Source organism: Kocuria kalidii (assembly GCF_044462225.1).
In the GTDB taxonomy this organism is placed as follows: domain Bacteria; phylum Actinomycetota; class Actinomycetes; order Actinomycetales; family Micrococcaceae; genus Kocuria; species Kocuria kalidii.
In genome coordinates, this window is the sequence record NZ_JBISWJ010000079.1 from 23,223 (window position 1) to 46,046 (window position 22,824).

At 69.1% G+C, this 22,824-nt stretch carries 22 protein-coding genes and 1 pseudogene; 12 read left to right on the forward strand and 11 right to left on the reverse strand.

The genetic code is table 11. From position 1 onward, the window contains the following. Positions 1-356: 356 nt before the first annotated feature. Positions 357-1,476: pseudogene (locus ACH9D3_RS12120) on the reverse strand (IS30 family transposase). A 118-nt stretch (positions 1,477-1,594) separates the two neighbouring features. Here ACH9D3_RS12120 and ACH9D3_RS12125 point away from each other — a divergent pair. The 6 genes from ACH9D3_RS12125 to ACH9D3_RS12150 all read left to right on the forward strand — a co-directional run bounded on the left by ACH9D3_RS12125 (position 1,595) and on the right by ACH9D3_RS12150 (position 6,501). Further along, a complete protein-coding gene (locus tag ACH9D3_RS12125; RefSeq protein ID WP_396411118.1) occupies positions 1,595-2,605 on the forward strand; it encodes an IS481 family transposase in 1,011 nt (336 codons plus the stop codon). 336 nt (positions 2,606-2,941) lie between these two features. Continuing rightward, on the forward strand, positions 2,942-3,253 hold the full coding sequence (locus tag ACH9D3_RS12130) for a hypothetical protein (RefSeq protein WP_396411119.1): 312 nt from the start codon (positions 2,942-2,944) through the stop codon (positions 3,251-3,253). Between the two features lie 163 nt (positions 3,254-3,416). After that, complete coding sequence (locus ACH9D3_RS12135; RefSeq protein WP_396411120.1) at positions 3,417-3,983, forward strand: hypothetical protein; 567 nt, start codon at positions 3,417-3,419, stop codon at positions 3,981-3,983. Continuing rightward, complete coding sequence (locus tag ACH9D3_RS12140; protein ID WP_396411121.1) at positions 3,956-5,224, forward strand: histidine kinase; 1,269 nt, start codon at positions 3,956-3,958, stop codon at positions 5,222-5,224. Before ACH9D3_RS12135 ends, ACH9D3_RS12140 begins: the two co-directional genes overlap by 28 nt. A gap of 1 nt (position 5,225) precedes the next feature. Continuing rightward, positions 5,226-5,927: a response regulator gene (locus tag ACH9D3_RS12145; protein ID WP_396411122.1), complete on the forward strand. Its 702-nt coding sequence runs from the start codon at positions 5,226-5,228 to the stop codon at positions 5,925-5,927. Between the two features lie 262 nt (positions 5,928-6,189). Further along, on the forward strand, positions 6,190-6,501 hold the full coding sequence (locus tag ACH9D3_RS12150; RefSeq protein WP_396411123.1) for a hypothetical protein: 312 nt from the start codon (positions 6,190-6,192) through the stop codon (positions 6,499-6,501). Between the two features lie 524 nt (positions 6,502-7,025). Here the strand turns inward: ACH9D3_RS12150 and ACH9D3_RS12155 are convergent. From ACH9D3_RS12155 to ACH9D3_RS12185, 7 genes are all read right to left on the reverse strand, one after another. Further along, a complete protein-coding gene (locus ACH9D3_RS12155; protein WP_396411124.1) occupies positions 7,026-7,205 on the reverse strand; it encodes a hypothetical protein in 180 nt (59 codons plus the stop codon). 196 nt (positions 7,206-7,401) lie between these two features. Further along, entirely contained in the window at positions 7,402-7,947 is a 546-nt protein-coding gene (locus ACH9D3_RS12160; RefSeq protein WP_396411125.1) for a hypothetical protein, read from the reverse strand. Positions 7,948-8,385: 438 nt separating this feature from the next. Further along, positions 8,386-9,840, reverse strand: a complete 1,455-nt coding sequence (locus tag ACH9D3_RS12165) for an amidase (protein WP_396411126.1) — start codon at positions 9,838-9,840, stop codon at positions 8,386-8,388. Next, a complete protein-coding gene (locus ACH9D3_RS12170) occupies positions 9,837-11,066 on the reverse strand; it encodes an amidohydrolase (protein WP_396411127.1) in 1,230 nt (409 codons plus the stop codon). Before ACH9D3_RS12170 ends, ACH9D3_RS12165 begins: the two co-directional genes overlap by 4 nt. Before the next feature lie 53 nt (positions 11,067-11,119). Further along, positions 11,120-11,851, reverse strand: a complete 732-nt coding sequence (locus ACH9D3_RS12175; RefSeq protein ID WP_396411128.1) for a hypothetical protein — start codon at positions 11,849-11,851, stop codon at positions 11,120-11,122. A gap of 25 nt (positions 11,852-11,876) precedes the next feature. Next, positions 11,877-12,602, reverse strand: a complete 726-nt coding sequence (locus tag ACH9D3_RS12180; protein ID WP_396411129.1) for a DUF5058 family protein — start codon at positions 12,600-12,602, stop codon at positions 11,877-11,879. Positions 12,603-12,681: 79 nt separating this feature from the next. After that, entirely contained in the window at positions 12,682-13,929 is a 1,248-nt protein-coding gene (locus tag ACH9D3_RS12185; protein ID WP_396411130.1) for a hydantoinase/carbamoylase family amidase, read from the reverse strand. 658 nt (positions 13,930-14,587) lie between these two features. Here ACH9D3_RS12185 and ACH9D3_RS12190 point away from each other — a divergent pair. The 5 genes from ACH9D3_RS12190 to ACH9D3_RS12210 all read left to right on the forward strand — a co-directional run bounded on the left by ACH9D3_RS12190 (position 14,588) and on the right by ACH9D3_RS12210 (position 18,763). Continuing rightward, positions 14,588-14,830, forward strand: a complete 243-nt coding sequence (locus tag ACH9D3_RS12190) for a hypothetical protein (RefSeq protein ID WP_396411131.1) — start codon at positions 14,588-14,590, stop codon at positions 14,828-14,830. A gap of 387 nt (positions 14,831-15,217) precedes the next feature. After that, positions 15,218-15,508: a hypothetical protein gene (locus ACH9D3_RS12195; protein ID WP_396411132.1), complete on the forward strand. Its 291-nt coding sequence runs from the start codon at positions 15,218-15,220 to the stop codon at positions 15,506-15,508. Positions 15,509-15,817: 309 nt separating this feature from the next. Beyond that, positions 15,818-16,489: a DNA alkylation repair protein gene (locus ACH9D3_RS12200; protein WP_396411133.1), complete on the forward strand. Its 672-nt coding sequence runs from the start codon at positions 15,818-15,820 to the stop codon at positions 16,487-16,489. Between the two features lie 307 nt (positions 16,490-16,796). Beyond that, positions 16,797-17,285: a PRC-barrel domain-containing protein gene (locus ACH9D3_RS12205; RefSeq protein ID WP_396411134.1), complete on the forward strand. Its 489-nt coding sequence runs from the start codon at positions 16,797-16,799 to the stop codon at positions 17,283-17,285. Between the two features lie 242 nt (positions 17,286-17,527). Next, positions 17,528-18,763 (forward strand): MFS transporter, encoded by a 1,236-nt coding sequence (locus tag ACH9D3_RS12210; RefSeq protein WP_396411135.1) that lies wholly within the window; start codon positions 17,528-17,530, stop codon positions 18,761-18,763. Positions 18,764-18,862: 99 nt separating this feature from the next. On the opposite strand, the gene ACH9D3_RS12215 is transcribed toward ACH9D3_RS12210, so the two are convergent. Genes ACH9D3_RS12215 through ACH9D3_RS12225 form a run of 3 tightly spaced genes read right to left on the reverse strand, consistent with a single transcriptional unit; the run spans position 18,863 to position 21,950 of the window. After that, complete coding sequence (locus tag ACH9D3_RS12215; protein WP_396411136.1) at positions 18,863-19,654, reverse strand: carbon-nitrogen hydrolase family protein; 792 nt, start codon at positions 19,652-19,654, stop codon at positions 18,863-18,865. 27 nt (positions 19,655-19,681) lie between these two features. Then, complete coding sequence (locus tag ACH9D3_RS12220; RefSeq protein ID WP_396411137.1) at positions 19,682-21,034, reverse strand: amino acid permease; 1,353 nt, start codon at positions 21,032-21,034, stop codon at positions 19,682-19,684. A 10-nt stretch (positions 21,035-21,044) separates the two neighbouring features. Then, complete coding sequence (locus tag ACH9D3_RS12225) at positions 21,045-21,950, reverse strand: nitrilase-related carbon-nitrogen hydrolase (RefSeq protein ID WP_396411138.1); 906 nt, start codon at positions 21,948-21,950, stop codon at positions 21,045-21,047. 71 nt (positions 21,951-22,021) lie between these two features. On the opposite strand from ACH9D3_RS12225, the gene ACH9D3_RS12230 reads away from it, so the two are divergent. Beyond that, positions 22,022-22,786: an FCD domain-containing protein gene (locus ACH9D3_RS12230; RefSeq protein ID WP_396411139.1), complete on the forward strand. Its 765-nt coding sequence runs from the start codon at positions 22,022-22,024 to the stop codon at positions 22,784-22,786. Positions 22,787-22,824 lie beyond the last annotated feature (38 nt).

Below are 22,824 nucleotides of genomic sequence, written 5' to 3' on the forward strand. Positions count from 1 at the left end.
TAACCACGGATGTATTTCACTCAACCTATGGGATGCGAGACGTCTCGTCGGGAAAATTTGCGCCCGCATGATTCCGCGGTTTTGTGCGTCTCGCATCCTGGTGCTTTATCCATACCCCTAGAATTGGATACTCAACGTGTGTTGCGAGACAGATGGGGTAGGCATGGGGAAGCTAATCGGACCCTTCTATGGGTTTGGTCAAGGCATGAGGGCGCGGATCCTACGATAGAGCTGTCGGGCGATGGTCCTCTTGAGGCAGCGGCGGATCTCCCGGCCGGTTTTGCCTTCCTGGGTGCGTCGGGCGATGTAGTCGCGGGTGGGCGGATTCAACTGCTCGTCGCAACACCGACGTAGTTTCAGCATGACATCTTCTCGGTGAACACGGTGGTGGGTGTCGCCCAGTCGAGGACTTTGCGGGGACGGCTTTTGAGCAGCTCCTCGACACGGCCGAGGTCCTCGGCGGTGTGCACGCCCAAGTCCGTGCCCTTCGGTAAGTACTGCCGCAGCAACCCATTCATGTTCTCGTTCGACCCTCGCATCCACGGGCTGGCTGGCTCGGCGAAGTAGACGCCGTCGCTGAACCAGGCGGCCATCAGGTCATGACGAGCCATCTCCGAGCCCTGATCCCCAGGCCAACGTCCGGCGCGCCGGTAGCGGCAAACCCTCCACCAGCGACTCCAGAGCATCGGTCAGTGCCTGAGCCGCGTGGCCGTGGGGCAGGTGCACGAGCCGAACGTAGCGGCTGGTGCGGTCCACCAAAGTACCGATCGCCGAGCGTCCCTTCTTACCCACGATGAGGTCGCCTTCCCAATCGCCGATCCGCACCCGCTCCTTGACCACGGCCGGGCGCTGGTCGATCAGCTGCCCCGGGGCAACGAATCGCGGGAGGCGCTGGTCGGGGCGCCGTCGTCGCCGGCGCATCGACCGTCCTGTGCACAATCTGGCGGTCAATCGCCGGTGCAGCCCGCGGCGGGCTCCGTGGTAAAGCGTTTGATAGATCGTCTCGTGGCACACGTGCCATTCCAGGCGCTGCGGGTACTCCATCCGCAGCCACACGGCGATCTGCTGCGGCGACCAGTCCAGCTCGAGCTTGCCCTGGACGAGCCGGCGCAGCTCTTCATCGGATGCCAGCACGCCTGGACGCTTCCGTCTCGCGGCCGTGCGGGCATGGGCATGTGCGAGCACCTGGTCGTAGATCCCATGGTCGTGCTCGGCGGTGTTGCGCCGCAGTTCCCGGGAGATCGTCGAGGGGGCCCGCCCCAAACGGGTCGCGATCTCCCGCATCGACAGGCCCTGTCGGCGCAGCACACCGATCCGCTCACGTTCCAGCAACGACAGGTACCGCTCCGCCTGCTGTGCCTCGAATGTCCTGGCGGGAGCCAACCCGCCGAGCTCTGCCCGCCACCGGTATCCGGTCTTGCGCCCGATCCCGACCAGTCGGCAGGCCTCGACCGTGCCCACGCCCGCGAGGATCAGCGCCTAGGTGTTGCGGGGCATGAGGTTCTTGGCGCGGATGCGTCGATGAGATGAGGAACGGGCTCCTCGCCCAGGATGGAAGTTCCTACACCGTCCGTCCGCACGAGAGAGCCCGTTCATGCCCCACATTAACGCACCCCTGACCCCGACCGGCCGGCTGCGCATGGTCCGCCGCCACCTCGACGACGGAGTCCCCAAAGCCCACGTGGCCGCCGAGTTTCGGGTATCGAGGCCCACGGTGGCGACCTGGGTGGCCCGCTACCTCGCCGCCGGTGAGGCGGGGCTGGTCGATCGGTCCTCGGCCCCACACACCAGCCGTACCTGCACCCCGGCAGCGGTCGTGGAACTCATCGAGTCCCTCCGGCGGGAACGGAAGTGGTCGGCCAGGCGGATCCACCGGCACCTGCTGGATCTCGGGTACGAGCTGCACCTGCGCACGGTGGGCCGCTGGCTGCACCGGCTGGGGATCTCGCGGCTGCGCGACCTGACTCCGGGCGGGGAGGATCTGCGGCGCCCACCCCGGCGGATCCGGGCCGCCTGGCCCGGGCACATGGTCCACCTGGACGTGAAGAAGGTCGGGCGGATCCCCGACGGCGGCGGCTGGCGGGCCCACGGCCGCGGATCCACCGCCGCGAAGGCGGCCAAACGCGGGCCCGGGGCCAGGGTCGGCTACACCTACCTGCACTCGGCCGTGGACGGGTTCTCCCGGCTGGCCTACACCGAGGCCCTCGAGGACGAGCGAGCGGTGACGACGATCGGGTTCTTCTACCGGGCGCGCGCGTTCTTCGCCGCCCACGGCATCACGCGGCTGCACCGGGTCGTGACCGACAACGGCGCCAACTACCGGGCCAAGGACTTCACCCGCTGCGTGGAAGCCCTGGCCGGCCGGCACCAGCGCATCCGCCCCTACACGCCCCGGCACAACGGCAAGGTGGAGCGATACAACCGCCTGCTCGCCGACGAGGTCCTCTACGTCCGCCCCTACGCCAGTGAGCAGGCCCGCCGGGACGCGATCGGAGTGTGGGTGAATCACTTCAACTACCATCGGCCCCATACCGCCTGCAGCGATCAGCCCCCGGCCTCACGAGTCCCGGCCCGAGCCAATAACGTCATGGCTTCCTACAGCTAGCGATGACAACTGGAAACCAAACCGTAGGTCAGGTCAAGATGTCACCTGTTCGTGCGGCAGTCCCTGACATGAGTGTTGCCTTAAGCGGCCTAGCGCTCCAGCGGCCTAGCTCCAGCGACCTCGCCAGCTCGACTGAGCCGTACCAGGTGTACCGAAGACTTGGATGTCATCCCGGTGTTGTACGTCCTAAATCGATCTACGAGTCGATGCGAGTGACATGGTTGCCTGCGAATCTAGTCATAGCCGCTCAAAGCCTTTCCGATACAAGCGATTAGGCTAATGCGGCAACGTAATTGCTATCTACCTCATAGATTCATTCCTAAAAGGGGATTTGACATGAACGTAAGCATTGCTCGCAAAGCGGCCACCACGGGACTCGCCGCTGCCGCACTGACCGCGGGTGCCTTCGCCGGATTCGCACCGGCCAGTGCCAGCACGGGCGCTCCTGCGACCGAGAACGCGGGTCAGACTGTCGCCACTGTCTTTCAGGCTGCACCGAAGGGAAACGGCTGGCATTACTACGATAGTTACTTCTGGGGTGCAGAGTGCAACAAGATCGGCAACGAAAAAATCGATTCCGGTGAGTGGAAGGCTTACCGGTGCATGGGTAACTGGCTCAACGACTACAACCTCTGGTACCAGGTGTAAGGGATCGTAATGTGCAGTGCCCTCGCCGACGCGTCGGCGAGGGCACTGCACGTCCAGGAGGTCAGACTCGCTCCGAAGGCACGCCCTCGTCCATTTTGCTCCCGATATGGACTTGACATGCGCAGACGCGCAGAATCAAGCCACATCCAACGAGGGGGCCGTCATGTCGAACCGTGAGATTGAGCCGCAGCCGCTGGTTTCAGTTCAGGATGCCCGTGCTACGGACGCCGCCAGCGGGCATCTGGCTTGGGCCCGACTTGTTTATGACGATTACGTCATCGTCGCAGGGCCACCGGATTGGCTGACCGGTGAGGTCAGCCCCGAGGTGCTGCTGTCATCAGTGGGTCTGTTTCAACCACACCAGGTGGAGCGGGCCAAAATTTCCAAGATTGAGCTTCGCGGTGTCCAGAAGAGACCCGACCTGCAGTTCACAGGTCTCAGGCTTACCCGTTCCGTTAACTTTCCTGTACTAGCGCCGCCGCTGGAGGAAATTTTGAGCCGACCCCTCAATGGCGAGGAACAATTGCGCGCCATAGCGGACGCCGTTGGGGGACCCCCGAATTGCGGCACCTCCGCAAAAATTAAAAATTTGCTGGCATCGACCGTAGATTATGAGAACCAGTGTCGTCACCCGGATTTTGAAGATTGTTGCGCCGGAGAGGAATCGTCTCTCGCCTCCGCTCCTCGATCGATAGTGTGTGAGTGGCTGGGGTTGAGGGGCTGCCGGTGACCGCCCCAACCGCGACAGGGTCTTTAAGCGTCTGGTCGGCACTGCGCCAAGACTTGGTCGGCCTTCCTTTGTTGTGGGGAGTTGAGCTGCTGATTCTCGGAATAAGAATGCACGACCGCGGTCCCGTGCACTCATTAATTCTTATTCTGTCTTTGACTTTCCTATACTTTCCCTTGTTCTGGCGGCGCCAGCATCCATTGGCTGTATTTTGCTGGCTTGTCGTGACCAGCACAGTGATCTCTGTGCTGGCTCCTGGGTTTCACCCGATTTTTTGCCTCTGGCTGGGTTTGTTCGCTGCGGCGGCGCACTGCAGACGTGAAAGTGCGCTAATTGCCCTTTTTTTGGCTGTTGTTCCGGCCGGATTTAATGTTGCCGAGACCCTCCGAGATACGAGTGATCCCTCAGACCGCCCTATCATCCTGGTCTCCGTTTCGTTATTTTTGCTTTTAGCCAATCTCATCGCATACGGGGTAGGGCGATGGACGAGGTGGAGCGTCGAGCAACGCGCGCTTGTGGCACGGCTCGCAGCGGCGCGGGCCGAGGCAGAGGAGCGACGCCGGATTGCGCGTGAGCTGCATGACGTTGTGGCGCATGCGGTAAGTCTTATGGTGCTTCAGGCTGCAGGAGCAGAACGCATGCTGGACAGGAACCCAGACCGGGCGCGGACAGCACTGCATCAAGTCGGTGACCTGGGTGAGCAGGCCATTACGGAGTTGCGCCGCATGTTGGGGTACCTGGCTCCAGTCTCAGCCAATGCAGGGAGCGAGGACCACGTACCTGTGCGACTTGACGACATCGATGTGCTGATCGACCAATTGCGATCGGCCGGTCGGGAAGTTGTGTTGTCTTCGACGGGACGACGGCTGCCCCTGGATCCTGCTACGGACACGTCTGCATACCGGATCGTCCAGGAGGCACTGACCAACGCTGTGAAGTACGCCGACGCACGTGAGCCAGTCCGGCTTATCGTGAATTGGAAAGCCGACGCGGTGGAGTTGTGTATCCATACGCGTGGAAGCGCCATCGCAAGGCATGACGAACCCTCACGATTTTCGACGGGCAACGGGATCCGTGGCATGCAAGAGCGAGCCAAGGCAGTGGGTGGCACGGTGACGGCCGAACCGGCATCAGATGGCGGCTACCGCGTTTCCGCCTGGCTTCCTGTAGCCACAGGAAGTGATTCCGCCACACCTCCTCGTCGAGCCCCTCTCGTCCTCCGAATTCTTGAAGGACGGATCTGAGGTGCCGGCCGACGATGCTAAGCCCATCCGAGTATTGCTAGTGGACGATGAGGAGATGGTCCGCAGCGGCCTCGTCATGCTGATGGAAAGCGAGCCTGGCGTCGTGGTAGCAGGAGAGGCCTCCGACGGCGAATCAGCAATCGAGGCGGCGACCCGATTGCATCCTGATGTGGTGGTCATGGACATTCGAATGCCAGGCATGGACGGCGTAGCAGCTACTCGCATACTGACTTCAGACCAGTTCCTCGACACGGTTCCCAACGTACTCACCGTCCTGGTCTTGACCACGTTTGACGAAGACAGCGCCGTCCATGCCGCCCTACGAGCGGGGGCCTCGGGCTTCATCCTTAAAAGCTCAGCGCCGAAGGTACTTGGAGAAGCGGTGCGCGCACTCGCCCACGGGTCTGGATGGCTGGATCCAAGCGTGACCAGGGCGCTCCTGTCAGAGTTTGCTCATCGCACCGACCCCTCAGTGCCAGCGCCCGAGCGACTGCAACAACTGACACGGCGGGAACGGGAGGTGCTGGTAGCCGTGGCACACGGACTGACCAACGCAGAAATTTCCCGCCACTTGTTCGTCAGCGACGCCACAGTTAAGACTCACGTCCACCGAATTTTTTTGAAGCTGGGGATCAGCGACCGGGCGCAGGCAGTGACGGCCGCCTTTCAGAGCGGGCTAGTCAAGCCCGGCGACCGTCTTTGAGCACTTGAGTACAGTCCTTAGATCACGCTTGATACAACCGTAGGTGTACGCCTCGAATCAACTCGTTGCAGGATGCCGACGGAGGCCTGCCTCTGCCATCCTGTATGTGCATACAAAAAATACGGTAGTCAGGACACAATCCGACTCGGGTGACCATTCAAAAGTCGCCACGATAATTTATCTCCGCGACGGTCTGTGACTGATTTTTCGCAAGCACGGATACCAGCCTTCAGCGTTTTACATTACTGTGTAGGAAATCGTCATGTCTTCCACCGCTATCGTTTCCCCTATTAGAGTATGGGATCTTAAACCCGGAGACACCTTCCGTGGGCGAACTATTGTTACCATTGACGGTGAGGTCGGCCTCGCGAACAACCCAGTAGCTGTTATTTTCTACGAAGGGTGTAATCACTCAGTCCGGATCTCGGCTGTTCACTCGGACGTGGTGCAGGGCTACGACCCGATCAGGTTCCGCGCTCGTGCCTGGATCCATCAGCATGGACTTCATGAAGGCGACGCCGTTGACATCCAGCTACTGCGTGGCGAAGTGCTCGACAGTGCATTAGCGGCGTAGGGAAAGCAGCCGGGACTGCCGCACGATCAGGTGACGTTGATTTGGTTCGTCCGCAGGGCGGGCACAGCCGAAGTCCGAGGGTGCCGCTGTGCGGTTTCCGGTCGGTCATGGACACCGGGTGTCGGGTAGTTTGTCCTGACTTTACATAACATGAATTATCGGACATCAACCCACGGGAGTTCTCGTATCTGCTGGAGCGCCCGCCGGTCCGATATGGGCCTATTGCCGTGGGACGGCGCGGTAGAGCGATGTGCGTTAGTGCATCGCGTGACTTATCAAACTATTGGGCCAGCGCCGGTCAGCGGCAAGGTAACGCATAGATGCACGATTGGACGGGACTCACGCGGATGCTCGATGGGCCCGGGTTGGGCCTTCCTAACCAAGTGTTGATAAGGGGCCACCGCCAGGAGCGATGGCCGCCGGAGTTCACTGGCCTCGTCCGAGCAAACCGACCTCTGCTTGGATTCGAAGGACCGCATTTTCGCCTGTAGTTGCTGACCAGCCCCAGGTCGGCGAGCTCCGGCTCAGCGCCTGGCATGCTCATACGCCATCACCTGCCGCACCGTCGGCTGGCAGCACACCAGCACCAGCTCCCGCACGCGCCCGCCGGTGATCCGCTCCAGCTGGCCGGCGTATAGGGACAGCTGTTGCCGATCGGCCTCCTGGCTCACCTGGGAGAGCGCCATGTCCGTCTTACAGTCCACGATCACGTAGTCCCCGCCCAGCTCCCGGTACAGCGGTCCACGACGCCCTCGAGCACCGCGCCGTCCTCGTCCACGGTGGCGACCGGCCGCTCTTTCCATTGCTCGCCCGCGGCGGCCGCGCGCACGGGCGCGGAGTCCCGAGCGATCCGGGCGCAGGTGAGCAGGGCGTCGGTGTCCGGCAGCCCGTGCAGCTCGGCTACGACGAGGGCGCGTGGCGGTCGAGCGACTCCCGGTCCGCGAGGTCGCACAGCTCCAGCAGCCGGTGCAGGGCCGTTCCGAACGCCGGGCCGTGGAGCACCGCCCCGCGGGACTCCGCAGGCGGGATCTCCAGCGGTGCGAACCGCTCGGGCTCGGCGAGGGCCGGGAGTCCCGGGGCGGCGGGAGCGGCGTCGTGGTCGGCAGGGATCTCCGCGGGGGAGGTCGACGCGACCGCAAGCCCGTCGTGGCTCCCCGGAGGAGAAGGCGCGGCGTGTGCCACCCGCGTCACCCAACGGCTACCCGCGATCCGGGACGCCTCGACCAAGCGCAGGTAGTCGCGCAGGCTCCCGTGCGTGGCGGTGCCCCAGGCCCGGGCCTGGTCCACGACGAAGCGCAGCCGCCGCCACGTCTCCCGGTACCGGGGTGAGTCCGTGGCGGCCTCCTGCACGAGGAACTGCTCGAGGACGCACTCCATGAGGCCCGCGACACAGCTGCGGGACAGCTCTTCGGAACGGTCGCGCAACGCCAGCAGGGTGCGGCCCACGCGGGTGTCCTGGAGCCTTTCGGGGGCGTCCGCCCGGTAGTTCCACCCTCCGCCGCCCAGACGCCAGGCTGCGAGCTCGTTGACGGTGCCCGTTCGTTATTCCCCTCGACCGGCCCCGGGGCGCGCCACCGCTTAAGCACCCGCCCCATCAGGAACCTGCCGCCGGGGATGAGGGCCAGTGACCATCAGTGGTCGAAGTCGCTCACCAGTGCGGTGGCCTCGCGGGCGGCAAGCACCGCGAGGGTCGCGGCGGGGATCCACCCCACCGGCGCTCGTGGTCGCGCAGGTGCACCGCCGCGAAACCGATCCCGAGCGCCCCGACGTACAGGGAGCGGCCCCACACGTCCGCGCCGAGCGGCCGCACCTCGCGACGAGCGCCGCCCACGAGCTCTCGCGGTCCGTGGCGAACTGGCACCAGAAGACCGCGTCCACTGCAGTTCAGAGCACGGGCGCCCGGTCCGCGTGGCGGGTCGCGACGTCGTACGCGCGGGCGGCGCGCAGCAGCTCGACGTCCCGGCCGTGGCCGGCGACCAGCTGCAGCCCGACCGGCAGCCCGCCCGGGCTGAAGCCGCCCGGTACCGAGACGGCGGGGCAGCCCGTGGCCGAGATGAGCGTGGCCGAGCGCATCCACTCCACGTAGGTCTGCATCTCCACCCCGGCCACGGCGCGCGGCCACCGCTGCTCGGACGGGAACGGCAGGACCTGAGTGGTGGGGGACAGGAGCAGGTCGTGGTCGCCGAAGAACGCCCGGGTCGCCTCGTGCAGGCGGGTGCGCGCGAGCGCGGCGTCCATGAGCTGCGGGGCGGTGAGGGCCAGGCCCTTCTCGACGTTCCACACGACCTCGGGCTTCACCCGCTCCCGGTGCTCGGCCACGGTGGCGCGCAGGGCCGTGGCCATGTCGAAGGCCCGGGTCATGTCGAACACCTCGTCTGCGTCCCGGAGATCGGGCACGACCTCCTCGACCACGGCTCCGAGCTGCTCGAACACGCGTGCTTGGGTGGTGAGCACGTCGAGGATCTCCTGCTCGACCGGGACACCCAGGCCGAAGTCCGTGGTCAGCCCGATCCGCACACCGGCCAGCGGCCGGGCGCCGGGGTCCGGCAGCTCCTCGACGGCCAGGGTGCGGAACGCTGCCCGGTCCACCGGGCAGGCCAGCGGAACCCGGGGGTCGGGTCCGGCCAGCACGGACATCGCCAGGACGACGTCGTCCACGCTGCGGGCGATCGGCCCGGTGCGGGCGAGCCACGCCCAGGCGTCGGGCGAGGGGGCGAGGGGCAGGACCCCGGCGGAGGGCCGGAACCCGACGACGTTGCAGAACGCCGCCGGGTTGCGCAGCGACCCGCCCATGTCGGAGCCGTCGCCCAGCGGCTGGATCCGGGCGGCGATCGCCGCGGCCGCCCCGCCGCTGGATCCGCCGGCGCTGCGGGTGCGGTCGTACGGGTTGTGCGTGGTGCCGAACAGCTCGTTGAAGGTGTGGGAGCCGGCGGCGAACTCCGGCACGTTGTTCTTCCCGGTACTAATCACCCCGGCAAACCGGAACCGGGCCACGACGAGGTCGTCGTGATCGGGCACCTGGTCGGCGTAGAGGGGCGAGCCCAGGGTGGTGCGCACGCCCCGGACGGCGTGGGTGTCCTTGTGGGTCATGGGCACCCCGTGCAGGGGCGGCAGCTCCTCGGCGGGCGTGGCGGCGGTCAGCTCGTCCGCCCGGGCGGCGGCCTGCTCGGCGGCCTCCCGCACCTGGGTGACCACGGCGTTGACCGCCGGGTTCACGGCGTCGATCCGGGCGAAGTGGGCGTCGAGGACCTCCCGCGCGGACACGCTGCGCTGCCGGATCGCGGCCGAGAGCTCCCGGGCGGAGAGCTCGAGCAGGGAGGTGTCCGCGCGGGCGGTCATCGGGTGACGCCCACGCGGGAGAGGATCGCCGTGGTCGCGGCGGTCACGCCCGTGGTCAGGGTCGGCTCCATGACCGGGGCGAAGAAGGGCGAGTGGTTGGTCGGCACCGGCTGGTCGCCGGCGAGGACGTCGTCGGGCGTTCCGCCGAAGAACCAGTAGACGCCGGGCACCCCGATGGCGTCGGGCAGGTGCCCGAAGTCCTCGCTGCCCATCTGGGCGGGGCGGTCCAGCACGTTCTCCTCGCCCAGGGCGGCTCCGAGCGCCGTCTTGAGCGCGGCCGTCTCCTCGGGGTCGTTGACGAGCAGGGGGAAGGTGTAGAGCTCCTCGATCTCCGGGGCCGGTGCCCCGGACGCGTCGGCCTCGGCGCGGATCACCCGGCGCAGCGCGGCGAGCACCTTCTCCCGGACCTCGGGGTCGAGGTTGCGGACGTTGACGGTGAACACCGCCGTCGGGGGGATGATGTTCTCCTTCAGTCCCGCGTGGAAGGTGGCGATGGTGATGACGGCGGCCTGCTGGGCCGGGATCTCGCGGGAGACGATGCTCTGCATGCGCACCACCATGTGGGCGGCCAGCACGACCGGGTCGATCGTGTCCTCGGGGCGGGAGCCGTGCCCGCCGCGCCCGTGCACCGTGACTCGCCAGCTGTCGGCCATCGCCATGGCGGGGCCGGTGCTGATCTCGACCTGCCCGGCGCGGCCCGGCCACACGTGCTGACCGTAGACGACCTCGGGGCGCGGCGCCCGGTCCCACAGCCCGCCCTCCAGCATGGCGAGGGCGCCCTCGGCGGTCTCCTCGCCGGGCTGGAAGAGGAAGACGACCGTTCCGGACCACGCCTCGCGGTCGCCGGCGAGCAGGGTCGCGGCGCCGATGGCGCTGGTGATGTGGGTGTCGTGGCCGCACGCGTGCATGACCGGCACCTCGGTGCCGTCGGGCAGGGTGCCGCGGGCCGTGGAGGCGTAGTCGAGGCCGGTGTCCTCGGCCAGGGGCAGGGCGTCCGTGTCGGCGCGGAAGCCGACGACGGGGCCCTCGCCGTTGCGCAGGACGGCGACGACGCCGGTGCCGCCGCACAGGAACGACTCACAGCCCAGCGCCTCCATGCGGGCGCGGATCAGCTCGGCGGTCGCATGCTCCTGCATGGACAGCTCCGGGGTCCGGTGCAGGTGGCGGTAGAGCTCGTGCAGGTCCTCGCGCAGCGCGGCGGGGACCTCGGGAACGGTGGTGGTCATGACGTCCTCTCGTGGGTGGGTTGCGGGGTGGCCCGTCCGGGAGGGCCGGAGTGTCACGGCAGGGCTTCGTCCCCGGGGCCGGCGTGCACGGTCTTCCGGTCGCGCAGCACCCAGGCCAGCACCATCGTGAGCAGCACGACCACGGCGGTCGCGAAGTTGCGGAACATCGGCCCCATGACGGGCACGAGCAGCAGCTGGACGACCGCGCCGACGGCGAGCGCGATGACGGTGATGCGCGGCTGCTTGACGTAGGCGGCCAGCTGGACGATCACGGCGCCGATGATGGCCGGGAAGATGTAGAGCTGGGCGACCTCGGTGATCGACTCGGGGACGACGCTGACGAGCCAGGTGCCGAGGACGCCGACGAAGATCAGCAGCGAGAAGATGTGCACCACGGCGGCGCCGCAGATCGCCATCACGGCGGCCAGCTCCGAGCGGCGGGTGCCGGGCTTGGCGTCGATGGCGGCCTGGGCCACGATCGCCGAGGGCAGCAGCTTGTTGGCGATGTTGCCGATCATGAACGCCTGGTACATCGCGGCCGGGCCGAGGACCGGGTAGTAGGTGAGGGGCTCGACGACGGCGAGGACGGCGAAGACCGCGGCCACGGCCAGGAAGGCCGTGACGATCGTGGACAGCGGGATCTCGATGCCGCTGAAGAACAGCAGGTAGGCGGGGCCTGCCCAGGAGAGCAGCAGGCCCATGATCATGGTGATCCGGCCCCATCGGGACGTGGTGCGGTCGTAGGCCGCGTAGGAGGCGGCGGGTGCGCCGGCGGAAGCTGCCATGGGAACTCCTGAGGTCGCAGAGGGGTCAGGCGGAGGGGCCCAGGCCCGCGCCGTGGGCGAAGTAGGCCACGATCAGCCCGACGATGATCGAGAAGCCGAGCCCCCACTCGCGCAGCCACGGGGCGTTCAGGCGTCTGGTCAGGACCAGGCACACGGCCATCACCAGCGCCGACGTGGCGACGGTGATGATGTGCACGGTGCCCTTGGGCAGCTCGGCGACGCCCAGGGACGCGAACGCCGCCAGCAGCGCCGCCGAGGGCACGATGGCCATCAGCGCGGGGTTCACGGCCCGGAGCTTCGTGTCGCCCCGCTTGAGCATGGGCGTGAGGATCAGGGTGGCCAGCATCCACAGCCCGCCCGAGAGGCTCATGGCCAGGAACGCGACGGAGAAGACCTCCGGGGACCAGCCCGCGCCGCCGAGCTCGGCGTCCATGGTCCCGGACGCCAGGTTGGCCGAGGAGGTCTCGGTGGCGGCCGAGCCGACCAGGCCGATGCGCACGAGCACGGCGGGGGCGCCGAACAGCGGCAGCAGCGCGATGGCCACGACGACCACCGCGAGGGAGGGGCCGATCGCCGCGATGCCGCCCGACTTGAAGGAGCGGCGGAGGTCGTCCTTGGTGAAGCCCACGTCCGCCCCCACGGCCCGGGCGGCCCGCACGTAGATGACGGTCTGCAGGATGATCACGGCGAACACGCCGAGGGCGCAGATCCACAGGAAGGGGAGGTTGACGTACTCGGACAGGGGTCTCATGCGGGTCCCTCCTGAACGGGGTGACGGAACGGGAGCTCGAGGGTCGGTGCCGGCTGGGCTGTCGGGGCGGGCCGCGCCGTCACCGGCGGGCGGTGTCGAGGGTGCGGAGGGCCTCCGCCAGGACGTGGACGCCGCGGCCGATGTCCGCGGCGTCGGTCCACTCCTCCGGGCAGTGGCTGCGCCCGTCGCGGGAGGGGATGAAGATCATCGCCATCGGTGCCAGCGAGGCCAGGTGCACGGCGTCGTGCGTGGCTCCGCTGGGGACAGGGCGCCAGGAGTAGCCCAGCTCCGCGGTCGTGGCCGCGACGAGGTCGTAGGAGCGCGGGTGGACGTCGACGATCTCGTTGTCCGAGGTCCAGTCGAAGGTCACGTCCACGCCGTACTCGCGGGAGGTGCTGAGGATCTGTTCGCCCAGGCGCCGCTTGGCCCCGGTGAGCCACGACCGGTCGATGCTGCGCAGCTCGCCGGAGAGGTCCACCGCGCTGGGCACCACGTTCGGGGAGGAGGAGCGGTTGCGCACGTGCGTGGTGGTGGCGACACCGGGGGCGCCGCAGCCCTCGCTGCGCACGGCCAGGACGGCCTGGGCGGCGGCGACCATGGCGTCGTGCCGGTCCGCGACCCGACGGGTGCCGGCGTGGTCCTCGCGGCCGGCGAAGTGGGCGACGAAGCGCTCGATCCCGGCGATGGAGGTGACCACGCCGATCTGGGTGCCCTCCTGCTCGAGGGCCGGTCCCTGCTCGATGTGCAGCTCCACGTACCCGTGCAGCGGCCCCGGGGCGACGCGGGCGGGGTCCAGCAGGGCAGAGGGGTCGAGGCCGAAGGCCTCGTACACGCTCCCCAGCGTCCGCCCGGAAGGACTGCGCCGGTCCAGGTCGGCGGCGGTCATCTCCTGCGCCATGGATCGGCTGCCCAGGCAGCTGAGCCCGTACTCGTTGGACTCCTCGCCGAGGAAGTCGACGACGAGCAGGTCCCGGCTCAGCGGGGTGCCGGACTCGCGGAGGCTGCGGGCGGCCTCGATGGCGCCGAGCACGCCGACCGTCCCGTCGAAGCGGCCTCCGCCGTCGACGGTGTCCGTGTGGGAGCCCGTCATGAGGGCCGGCGCGGAGGGGTTCGTGCCGGCCAGCCGGCCGATCACGTTGCCGGCGGCGTCCCGGTGGACCTCCAGACCGGCGTCCCGCATGGCCGCGGCGACCCACTCGCGGGACTCCCGGTAGGGCTCGCTGAAGACCTGCCGGGTCCAGCCCGGCCGGTCCTCGGAGCGCAGCCGGGAGAGCCGGTCGATCTGCTCCTCGACCCGCTGTGTCGTCTCCACCACGTCGAACGGCATCGGGGTCCTCCCTCGCGGATGTCGGGCATCGGCCGGGACCGGAGCCGCTGCCGGAGGCCCTCCGGCAGCGCATGCTCCCGGTGACACGTCCGTGGGCGGTGGCTCCTCCCGGCGCCGCACCGCTCGATGTCCCCGCGGTGGTGCCCGACGGGTGGCTCCGGCCGGGCGCCGCCGCGAATGTGATCCGTGCCACGAAGGCTAAGGGGTGGGGCGGCCCGGGTCAACGATTCTCGCAATCGATTGCGCAATCGTGCTCTTCGGATGTGCGATCGATTGCCGGAGAACTCACGCGACCGGGGGCATTCCCGGGGCCGTCCAGGTGCCGGGGCCACCGGTCGAGGCGCGGACGAGCAGTTCGCCGAGCATGACCCGGGACGCAACTTGTCCCGGGGGCGAACTGCGCTCGAGATGGTGTGGCGTGGCCCTTGTCACCCCAGGTCAGATCGCGGTAGGAACGACAGCAGGGATGATCCGAGGTGAGCATCCTGCAGATGAAGCCCCACGGTCCTCCTACTCGGATCGGCGATCCAGGTGGTTTTCGGTGGCCGCCACACCCCACCGCGGCGCCCCGACAGCAGAAGACCCCTGGTCGCCCATGGCCTCCCGTGAGGTCCGGGCGAGGAGACGTGGACCTGGCGACCGAGACGAAAGGCAACCGATGAACTCCACCCCAGACGGCCCCCGCCCCTCCACGTCGGACGACGAGACCACGGAGGAACCGTCAGGCTCAGCGGCCGACACATCGGGCGGGCTGGCTGATCCGGAAGGCGCTGAACAGTTCCGCCAGGCCGTCGAGCACCGCTTGAGCGAGCCGGCACCTGAGGATGCCGACACCGAGAAGGAGGCTGCCGACGCGGAACCGGACGATGACAACCCGGTCTCCGCGGACAATCCCGAGTAGCAGCAACTCCCCGTTCGGGGACGGCACCGGCACCGGCCTCCACAGCTCCTGAACCGGTGGCCCACGTCCGGGTCCACCGACGTGTTCGGCGACGCGACCGCCTAGGACCGCCACTGCGAACACCTGCTGGACTCCCGAGCGCCCCTGGACGCCGGCATGTTCTCCTTCGATGCCCGCCGGAGCGAGCACCACCCCACCGTGGAGATGCGCGGCGACGACCACGGAGGGCCGGTTGACGTCGGCGGCGACCTTGGCCAGCGGGCGGCGACACGACCGTCGGGGTGCTCGGCGCACGTCGTGCCGTCCCCGGCGACGTAGGACACAGCCCCGGCCGGACGGTCCCAGTCCACGCCCGCGGCGCAGTAGTGGCGGTTCGGGGGAACGCTGGTGCGCGCGCGGGACGTGCCGTCGCCGCCGTGGGTGGAGCTGAGGCAGATCGAGCCGTCGCCGTACCGGGCTCCCTCAAGAGCCGAGCGCCGGCGGTCCGTGATCGCCCCGAGAGTTCGGCCGGCCAGGACGCGAGGGCCCGGGCCTGCCGGCCTCTCCGAGCGGACGGTCCGGGCGATCGAGACCGGCACCGGCAATCCGGCCGTGGCCGCCGTGGCCGCCGTGGCCGCCGTGGCCGCCGTGGCCGCCGTGGCCAACGTGCTGGGACGGCGCCGGGTGGCCGAGCAGTGACCGGCCTGCACCGGCTGCGGTTCGTGGTGGGGGCCGACGTCGACAAGGCCGGCCGACCGGATCGAGCGGACCGGGGACGCGGGCACAGCAGTCACCTACGACCAGGCCTACCTGGACGCAGGCCACCCTCCGGTAGTCGTGACGCTGCCCCTGACCGGCGACCCTGTCATCGTCCCCTCGGACGGGATGCCGCCGATGATCTCGGCACGCGGTGGCTTCCCGGGCCCCGAGTCCGCCACCGCCTGCGGGCGGCGCCTCCCTCGTAGGCTGGATCGCACACGGAACGGACGGGAGGCCGGGATGGCTGGGATGGCCGGGACGACGGTGGACGAGGTGCTGGCCGAGCTGGCCGCGCTCGAGGACCCGAGGGTGCGCGAGGTGAACGAGAGGCGCGGTGACGATCACGGTGTGAACCTCGGCAAGCTGCGGGCGATCGCGAAGCGCCTGAGAACGCAGCAGGACCTCGCGCAGCAGCTCTGGGAGACCGGTGACACGGCGGCGAGACTGTTGGCGCTGCTGATCTGCCGTCCGAAGGCGTTCGAGCGGAACGAGCTGGACGCCATGGTGCGCGAGGCCCGCCCGCCCAAGGTGCACGACTGGCTCGTGAACTACGTGGTGAAGAAGAACCCGCACGCCGAGGAGCTGCGCCTGGCCTGGTCCGCCGATCCCGACCCTGTCGTCGCGAGCGCCGGCTGGGCGCTGACCACCGAACGCGTGGCGAAGACGCCCGAAGGCCTCGACCTGGCCGGCCTGCTCGACGTCATCGAGGCGGGAATGAAGGGCGCCCCGGACCGCCTGCAGTGGGCGATGAACGCCTGCTTGGCGCAGATCGGGATCGAGCACCCCGCACACCGGGACCGTGCCCTCGACATCGGTGAGCGCCTGGAGGTGCTCAAGGACTATCCGACGCCGCCGAACTGCACGTCGCCGTTCGCCCCGCTCTGGATCACCGAGATGGTGCGCCGACGGAACGAGACGTAGGAAGAGGCGTTCCCAGGAAATCACGATGCGGTCACGACTGCCCGGGAAAGCCCGCAGGCCTCCGGATGCCCCTTGAGTCTGCTCCGCACGTCTGTCTACGGTCGGGTGGTGCCGGGCGCGAGGACACCGGACCCGGAGCCGGATCGGGCACCCGGTGCACGGTCCGGCACGAGCTCAGGGCCGGATTCCCTGAGCCTGTGAGAAGCAGCATGAGAACAGTCAGCTCACCCCTGCGGGAACTCCGCGGCTCCTCCGCCAGGAGGCGGGGCGGCCGGGTGTCCCGGAGGACCGGAGAAAGGACGACCGAATGCTCACCCCAGAACTGGAACGCACCATCGGCCACAAGGTCTACAGCACCCACGGTCACAAGATCGGCGAGGTCAGCGACGTCTACCTCGACGACCAGACCGAGGAGCCCACGTTCGTCAGCGTCAACACCGGCCTGTTCGGCACGAAGGAGACCTTCGTGCCCGTGCAGGGAGCCCGGCTGGGCGACGACGACGAGCTCGTGGTGCCCTACGAGAAGGAACTGGTCAAGAACGCCCCGAAGGTCGACACGGACCAGCACCTCTCGTCCGAGGAGGAGCGTGAGCTCTACGACCACTACGGGCTGACCTTCGATGTGCGGCCCGTGTCCGAGGAGCAGCCGGAGCGCCCCCGGCTGCGCAAGCACGTCGTCGAGGACAGGGCCCGGACCGAGCCGGTCCGCGAGGAGCGGTCGGGCCGTCTGGAGCCCGTCGCGGACGACGACGTCCGGATCGAGCGCGTCGAGACCGACATCGACGACCGCCGGTAGGATTCCGCCGGCCCAGCACGCCGACCCTGTCGCAGCAGACCGCGGCCCCCGCCTCGCGCGGGGGCCGCGGTCTGTTGCGCTGCCGGTCCGTCCGCCCCGGTGGCCGTGAAGCGCCGACCGGCCGGACCTCCGGCGCGCGATCGCCGGGGCGGCGCCCGTTCTTGGTGTTGTTCCCGGGACGGAACTACCGTGAGTCCCGCGCGGAGCCTTCGCGTTTCCCCGGTCCGTCGTGAAAGGCCCGCATGTCCTCCGCCCCCGGTGCTCCGCCGCGCCGCCGTCCCGTGCTCCCCGTCCGTGCGGCCTTCTGGGTGCAGGCGTCCGTGCTGGTGGTGGTCATGGCCGCCTCCAGCGCGCCCAGCCCGCTGTACCCGGTGTACCAGGACCTGTGGGGTTTCCCGCCGGTCGTGCTGACCGTCATCTTCGCCGCCTACGTGGTGTCCCTGCTCACCGCCCTGCTCACGGTGGGGTCGCTGTCCGACCACCTCGGGCGCCGGCCGGTGCTGCTGGTCGCCCTCGTTCTGGAGATCGCCGCGATGCTGGTGTTCGCGCTGGCCGAGAGCGAGACGACCCTGGTGGTGGCCCGCCTGCTGCAGGGCGTGGCGACCGGCACTGCCACCGGCGCGCTGGGCGCCTACGTGATCGAGCTCGAGCCGGAGCACCGCCGGGGGCTGGGGACCGTGATCACCGGCGCGGGGCCGGTCCTGGGCCTGGCCGGCGGGGCCGTGGCCTCGAGCCTCATCGTCGCCGCCGCCCCGGGCAGCATCCACCTCATCTACGTCGTGCTGCTGGGCCTGCTGGTGCTGCAGGTCGTGGGCACGGCGCTCGGCCCCGATACCGTGGCCCGTGCGCCCGGGGCGCTGGCCTCGTTGCGTCCCCGCGTCCACTTCCCGCCGGACGTGCGACGCACGGCGGTGTGGGTGCTGCCCGCCGCGGCGGCCTGCTGGTCCCTGGGCGGGCTGATCATCGCCCTGGGCCCCAGTCTCGTCCGCTCGCTGACCGGGGCGGACTCCGTGCTCCTCACCGGCCTCGTGGTCGCGGCGCTGACGGGCACCGGCGGGATCGCGATCCTCTTCTGCGGCGCGACCGCACCCCGGCGGGTGCTCGCCGTGGCCATGGGTCTGCTCGTGGCGGGCATGGTCGCCACCATCGCGGCGCTCGTCGTCGGCTCCGTCGGTCTGTACTTCGCCGCCACGGTGCTGGCCGGCGTCGGCTTCGGCGCCGGCTTCCTCGGGGTGCTGCGCTCGCTGCTGCCCCAGGCCGCACCGCGTGAGCGTGCCGGGCTGCTCTCGGCGATCTACGTGGTCAGCTACCTGTCGCACAGCATCCCCGCGGTGGCGGCCGGTGCCGTCGCGGGTGCAGCCGGCCTGGTGCCCACCGCGGTCGGCTACGCGGGCATGGTGATCCTGCTGGCGCTGGTCGTCCTCCTCGGCCTCCTCCGGACCGGGAACGGGCGCGGCGCGGCCGAGGCCCCTCGATGAGCGGCACCGCCCTCCCCGCCTGCCGGGGGCACCGGGCCGGTCGGGGCCGGGTCCTCGGTCAGCACCCCGTCGGCCGCGGCTCCACGGGAGGGACCCGGGTCATTCCGGTGCGGGGAGCCGCCGCTGCGTGGCCACGGGGAAGCGCTGCCGCACTGCGGTGATCCGTTCCGGGAGGACCTCCACGACAGCGCAGGAGGGGTCGGTGCCCAGCTCGGCGACGGTCGCGCCCATGGGGTCGACCACGAGGGAGTGCCCGATCGAGATCGGCTCCGCCTGGCACGACCCCACCACGTAGACCCCGTTCTCGATGGCCCGTGCCGCGGACAGCGCCTGCCACTGCCGCAGCTTGTGCTCACCGGGCACCCACGCGGCGCAGCTCAGCAGCACCTGTGCCCCGGCGTCGGCCAGTGTCCTGGCCAGCTCGGGGAAGCGCAGGTCGTAGCAGGTCAGGAGTCCGAAGCGCAGGCCGCCCGCGTCGAAGACCACCGGCTCCGCTGTGGTCGCCGCCTCGATGAAACGGGACTCCGCGTGGCCCTGGGCGTCGAAGAGGTGAATCTTGCGGTAGCTCGCGAGCTGCCTGCCGTCGGCGCCGTGGACCACCAGCGTGTTGTGTGCACGGCCGGGGACGTCGCAGGCCTCGAGCACGCCCGCCACCACCGCCACACCGTGGACCGCGGCGAGACGGGCCAGCTCGGAGCACACGGGGCCGTCGAGCGGTTCGGCGACCTGCGGGAACGTGCCGTCGACGGCCTTCTTCAGGTACGTCGCGTACTCCGGCAGCACCACCATCTCGGCACCACGGCCGGCGGCGTCCTCGACGAGGCCCGCGATCGTCGACAGGTTCGTCCCCACGTCCTCGCCGGACCGGAGCTGGGCCAGGGCGATCCGCATCCCGTGAATCCTTCCGCGCCGGGGGAGTCAGGCGACCTCCTGGGTCACCTGCTGTTCCGTGGTCGACATCTCCGGCGGCTCCCGGCGGAAACCGCGGGTGATGACGGCCAGGGCGATGATCCCACAGGCCAGCCAGATCGAGCCGAGTGTCAGGGCGTTCGCGTCGAGCTGGGAGAGCAGGAAGGCGCACACGAGGGCGCCTCCGGCGGGCACCACCACGTAGCTCAGCACGTTGAGCTGATGTCCGGCCCGGCGTTCGCGCACGAAGTAGAAGATCACGGCGAGATTCACGAGCGTGAAGGCGGTGAAGGCGCCGAAGTTGATGAACGACGTGGACGTGGCCACGTCGAGGAAGATGGCGATCAACCCGACCGCCCCCGTGATGGCCAGGTTCAGCACGGGGGTGCGGAAGCGCGGGTTCAGCCGGCCGAACACGGTCCGCGGCAGCACGGCATCGCGGCCCATGGCGTACAGGAGCCGGGAGGCGCTGGCCTGGGCGGCGAGCCCGGAGGCGAACTGGGCGACGACGAGACCGGCGAGGAAGACCGCCCCGAACAGCTGCCCGCCGATCTGCATGGCGATCGAGGACGCCGCGGAGGCGGTGTCCTCGAACTGGCCGCCGGGATGGACCAGCTGGGTCACGTAGGAGACGACCACGAAGATGCCGCCGCCGATCAGGGCGATGAGCATGATCGCCCGGGGCATGTTCTTGCGGGGCTCGACCGCCTCCTCGGTGAGGGTGGTGACCGCGTCGAACCCGAGGAAGGAATAGGCGGCGATGGCCGCACCGGCCGTGATCATGCCGAAGTCGGTGGTGTCGTTGAGGAACGGCTCGGTGCTCAGCAGGCCCGCCGGTCCGGCCGCGGAGGTCACGTAGGTGACCGACAGGGCGACGAAGAAGGCCAGCACCAGCAGCTGGAAGGCCATGAGCATGTAGTTGGCCTTGTCCGCGACCTTGATCCCGAGCACGTTGAGCGCGGTGGTGATGACGATGAACCCGATGACCCACGCGGCGAACGGGACGCCCGGGAACTGGGCGTCGAGGTAGGAGGCGCCGATCAGCCAGATGACCATGGGCAGGAAGAGGTAGTCCAGCAGCACCGCCCAGCCGACCAGGAAGCCGGCGCGGGAGTCGATGGACCGGCGGACGTAGGTGTAGGCGGAGCCGGCCACGGGGAAGGCCGCCGCCATGCGCCCGTAGCTGTGCGCGGTGAGCAGCATGGCCGCCAGGGCCACGAGGTAGGCGGCCGGTGCGGCGCCGCCGGCGGCCTCCGAGATCACGCCGAAGATGCCTAGGACGATGATCGGGGTGAGATAGGCCAGGCCGAAGAGGACCAGCGAGGGCAGCCGGAGCGTGCGGGTCAGGGTCGTGGTTTCCATGCTGGGTTCCTCAGGGCTCGAAGGGTCGCGGTGCCCAGGTCGCCGGATCCATCCGGCCGCCGTAGACGGGTAGGTCGATGGGGGTCTCGCCGGCGCGGAACTGGGACCACATGCGGTTGATCCCCTCCGTGCCCTCGGCGCGCACGCGCTCGACCCGGGTCACGTCCAGGTCCACCTCGAGCAGCTCCGGCCGGTCGCCGGCGGAGGACCTGAGAACCCGGCCCTCCGGGTCCACGATCGTGCTGTGCCCGGCGCCCACGGGCCCGGCACAGTTCACGCTGACCATGAAGACCTGGTTGACGATGGCGTTGGCCTGCGCCAGCACGAGTTCCTGGCGCCGGTCCGCGGTGGTGGTCTTCACGACGTTGAGGATGACCTCGGCACCCATCCAGGCCAGCTGGCGGGTGACCTCCGGGAACCACGCGTCGTAGCAGATGTTCAGTCCCAGCCGTCCGACGCCGTCGATGTCGACGGTGGTGAAACGGTCGCCCGGGTCGTAGGGCTCGTGCGGCCGCCATGGGAAGACCTTGCGGTAGTAGCCGGCGAGCTCTCCCCGGGGCGAGAGCACCAGGAGGGTGTTGAAGAGCTGCCCCTCCGGGCCGCGTTCGCACACGCTGCCGGGGACCAGCCAGACTCCGAGGTCTCCGGCCAGCTGCCGGAGCTCCCGGGTGCGGGGGCCGTCCAGCGGCTGGGCGCTGTCCTGCAGGGCCTCGGTGCGCTGCAGGTCGGGACTCCCGTCCCCGAACAGGTGCAGCTCCGGGAAGACGACCAGCCGGGTGTCCGGGCGGGTCCGGAGGATCTCGGTCACCTCGTCGGCGAACCCGGTCAGGGGTTCCCCGATGAGGCGCGGGGCGGCCTGCGCGGCGACCAGGGGAAGCGTGCGGTGCATGGGGGATCCGATCTGCTCGACTCGCATGTGTGAGCTATATTAGATCTAAATGATCCATTAAAGGAAGAGGCGGGATGCCCGGCCGTACAGTGGGTGGCGTGGTCCACGACAACGAACCGGCAGGCGGCCTCGGCGACGGGGTGCTCGGCGGCCTCGAGCGGCGCAACGCCATCGACGCCGTGCGCCTGCGGATCGGCATGGCCATCTCCCTGGGCATGCTGCAGCCCGGCGAGCGGCTGCCGGACCAGGAGGAAGTGGCCCGGGGGCTGTCCGTCAGTCCCATCACGGCCCGGCGGGCGCTGACGAGCCTCGCGGAGGACGGTGTGCTGGTCAGGCGACGCGGGCGCAACGGCGGCACGTTCGTCGCCGACCGGCCCTCCGCCGAGGCCCTGCGTCAGCTGGTCGTCCCGGCCGCGGAGACCGTCGAGGTGCACAGCCTCATCGATCGCCGGCTGCTCATGGAGTGCGCGCTGGCGCACTTCGCCGCCCTCCGCGCCACGGCCGAACACGTCCAGCACCTCGACGGGCTGACGCGCCGGATGGCCGAGGCGCAGAGCTGGTCCGCCTACCACCAGGCCGACGACGAGTTCCACCGCTCGGTCGCCGAGGCCGCCGCCGTCGGCAGCTCCGCCACGGAGTACCTGAAGGTGCTCGAGCAGCTGTACGGCTACTTCATTCCGTATCCGATCGATCAGCTGCACGTGTCGAACCACGACCACATCGGGCTGGTCCGTGCCCTGGCCGCGCGGGACTGCGAGACGGCCGTGCAGGTGTCCCACCAGCACGTGGACCGGCTGCACCGGACCATGTTCGTGGGGCTGTTGGAGGCCCACCGTGCGGGGGACTCCACCCGGTCCGCCTGAGGTCCCTCTGCGGGAACCGGCCCTCCGGGGCCGGACCC

What these genes read in the sequence shown, in the direction of transcription:
- ACH9D3_RS12125 (WP_396411118.1), top strand. Translation starts at nt 1,595, where the DNA reads ATGCCCCACATTAACGCACCCCTGACCCCGACCGGCCGGCTGCGCATG.
- ACH9D3_RS12130 (WP_396411119.1), top strand. Translation starts at nt 2,942, where the DNA reads ATGAACGTAAGCATTGCTCGCAAAGCGGCCACCACGGGACTCGCCGCT.
- ACH9D3_RS12135 (WP_396411120.1), top strand. Translation starts at nt 3,417, where the DNA reads ATGTCGAACCGTGAGATTGAGCCGCAGCCGCTGGTTTCAGTTCAGGAT.
- ACH9D3_RS12150 (WP_396411123.1), top strand. Translation starts at nt 6,190, where the DNA reads ATGTCTTCCACCGCTATCGTTTCCCCTATTAGAGTATGGGATCTTAAA.
- ACH9D3_RS12165 (WP_396411126.1), bottom strand. Translation starts at nt 9,840, where the DNA reads ATGACCGCCCGCGCGGACACCTCCCTGCTCGAGCTCTCCGCCCGGGAG.
- ACH9D3_RS12170 (WP_396411127.1), bottom strand. Translation starts at nt 11,066, where the DNA reads ATGACCACCACCGTTCCCGAGGTCCCCGCCGCGCTGCGCGAGGACCTG.
- ACH9D3_RS12175 (WP_396411128.1), bottom strand. Translation starts at nt 11,851, where the DNA reads ATGGCAGCTTCCGCCGGCGCACCCGCCGCCTCCTACGCGGCCTACGAC.
- ACH9D3_RS12180 (WP_396411129.1), bottom strand. Translation starts at nt 12,602, where the DNA reads ATGAGACCCCTGTCCGAGTACGTCAACCTCCCCTTCCTGTGGATCTGC.
- ACH9D3_RS12185 (WP_396411130.1), bottom strand. Translation starts at nt 13,929, where the DNA reads ATGCCGTTCGACGTGGTGGAGACGACACAGCGGGTCGAGGAGCAGATC.
- ACH9D3_RS12190 (WP_396411131.1), top strand. Translation starts at nt 14,588, where the DNA reads ATGAACTCCACCCCAGACGGCCCCCGCCCCTCCACGTCGGACGACGAG.
- ACH9D3_RS12200 (WP_396411133.1), top strand. Translation starts at nt 15,818, where the DNA reads ATGGCCGGGACGACGGTGGACGAGGTGCTGGCCGAGCTGGCCGCGCTC.
- ACH9D3_RS12205 (WP_396411134.1), top strand. Translation starts at nt 16,797, where the DNA reads ATGCTCACCCCAGAACTGGAACGCACCATCGGCCACAAGGTCTACAGC.
- ACH9D3_RS12210 (WP_396411135.1), top strand. Translation starts at nt 17,528, where the DNA reads ATGTCCTCCGCCCCCGGTGCTCCGCCGCGCCGCCGTCCCGTGCTCCCC.
- ACH9D3_RS12215 (WP_396411136.1), bottom strand. Translation starts at nt 19,654, where the DNA reads ATGCGGATCGCCCTGGCCCAGCTCCGGTCCGGCGAGGACGTGGGGACG.
- ACH9D3_RS12220 (WP_396411137.1), bottom strand. Translation starts at nt 21,034, where the DNA reads ATGGAAACCACGACCCTGACCCGCACGCTCCGGCTGCCCTCGCTGGTC.
- ACH9D3_RS12225 (WP_396411138.1), bottom strand. Translation starts at nt 21,950, where the DNA reads ATGCGAGTCGAGCAGATCGGATCCCCCATGCACCGCACGCTTCCCCTG.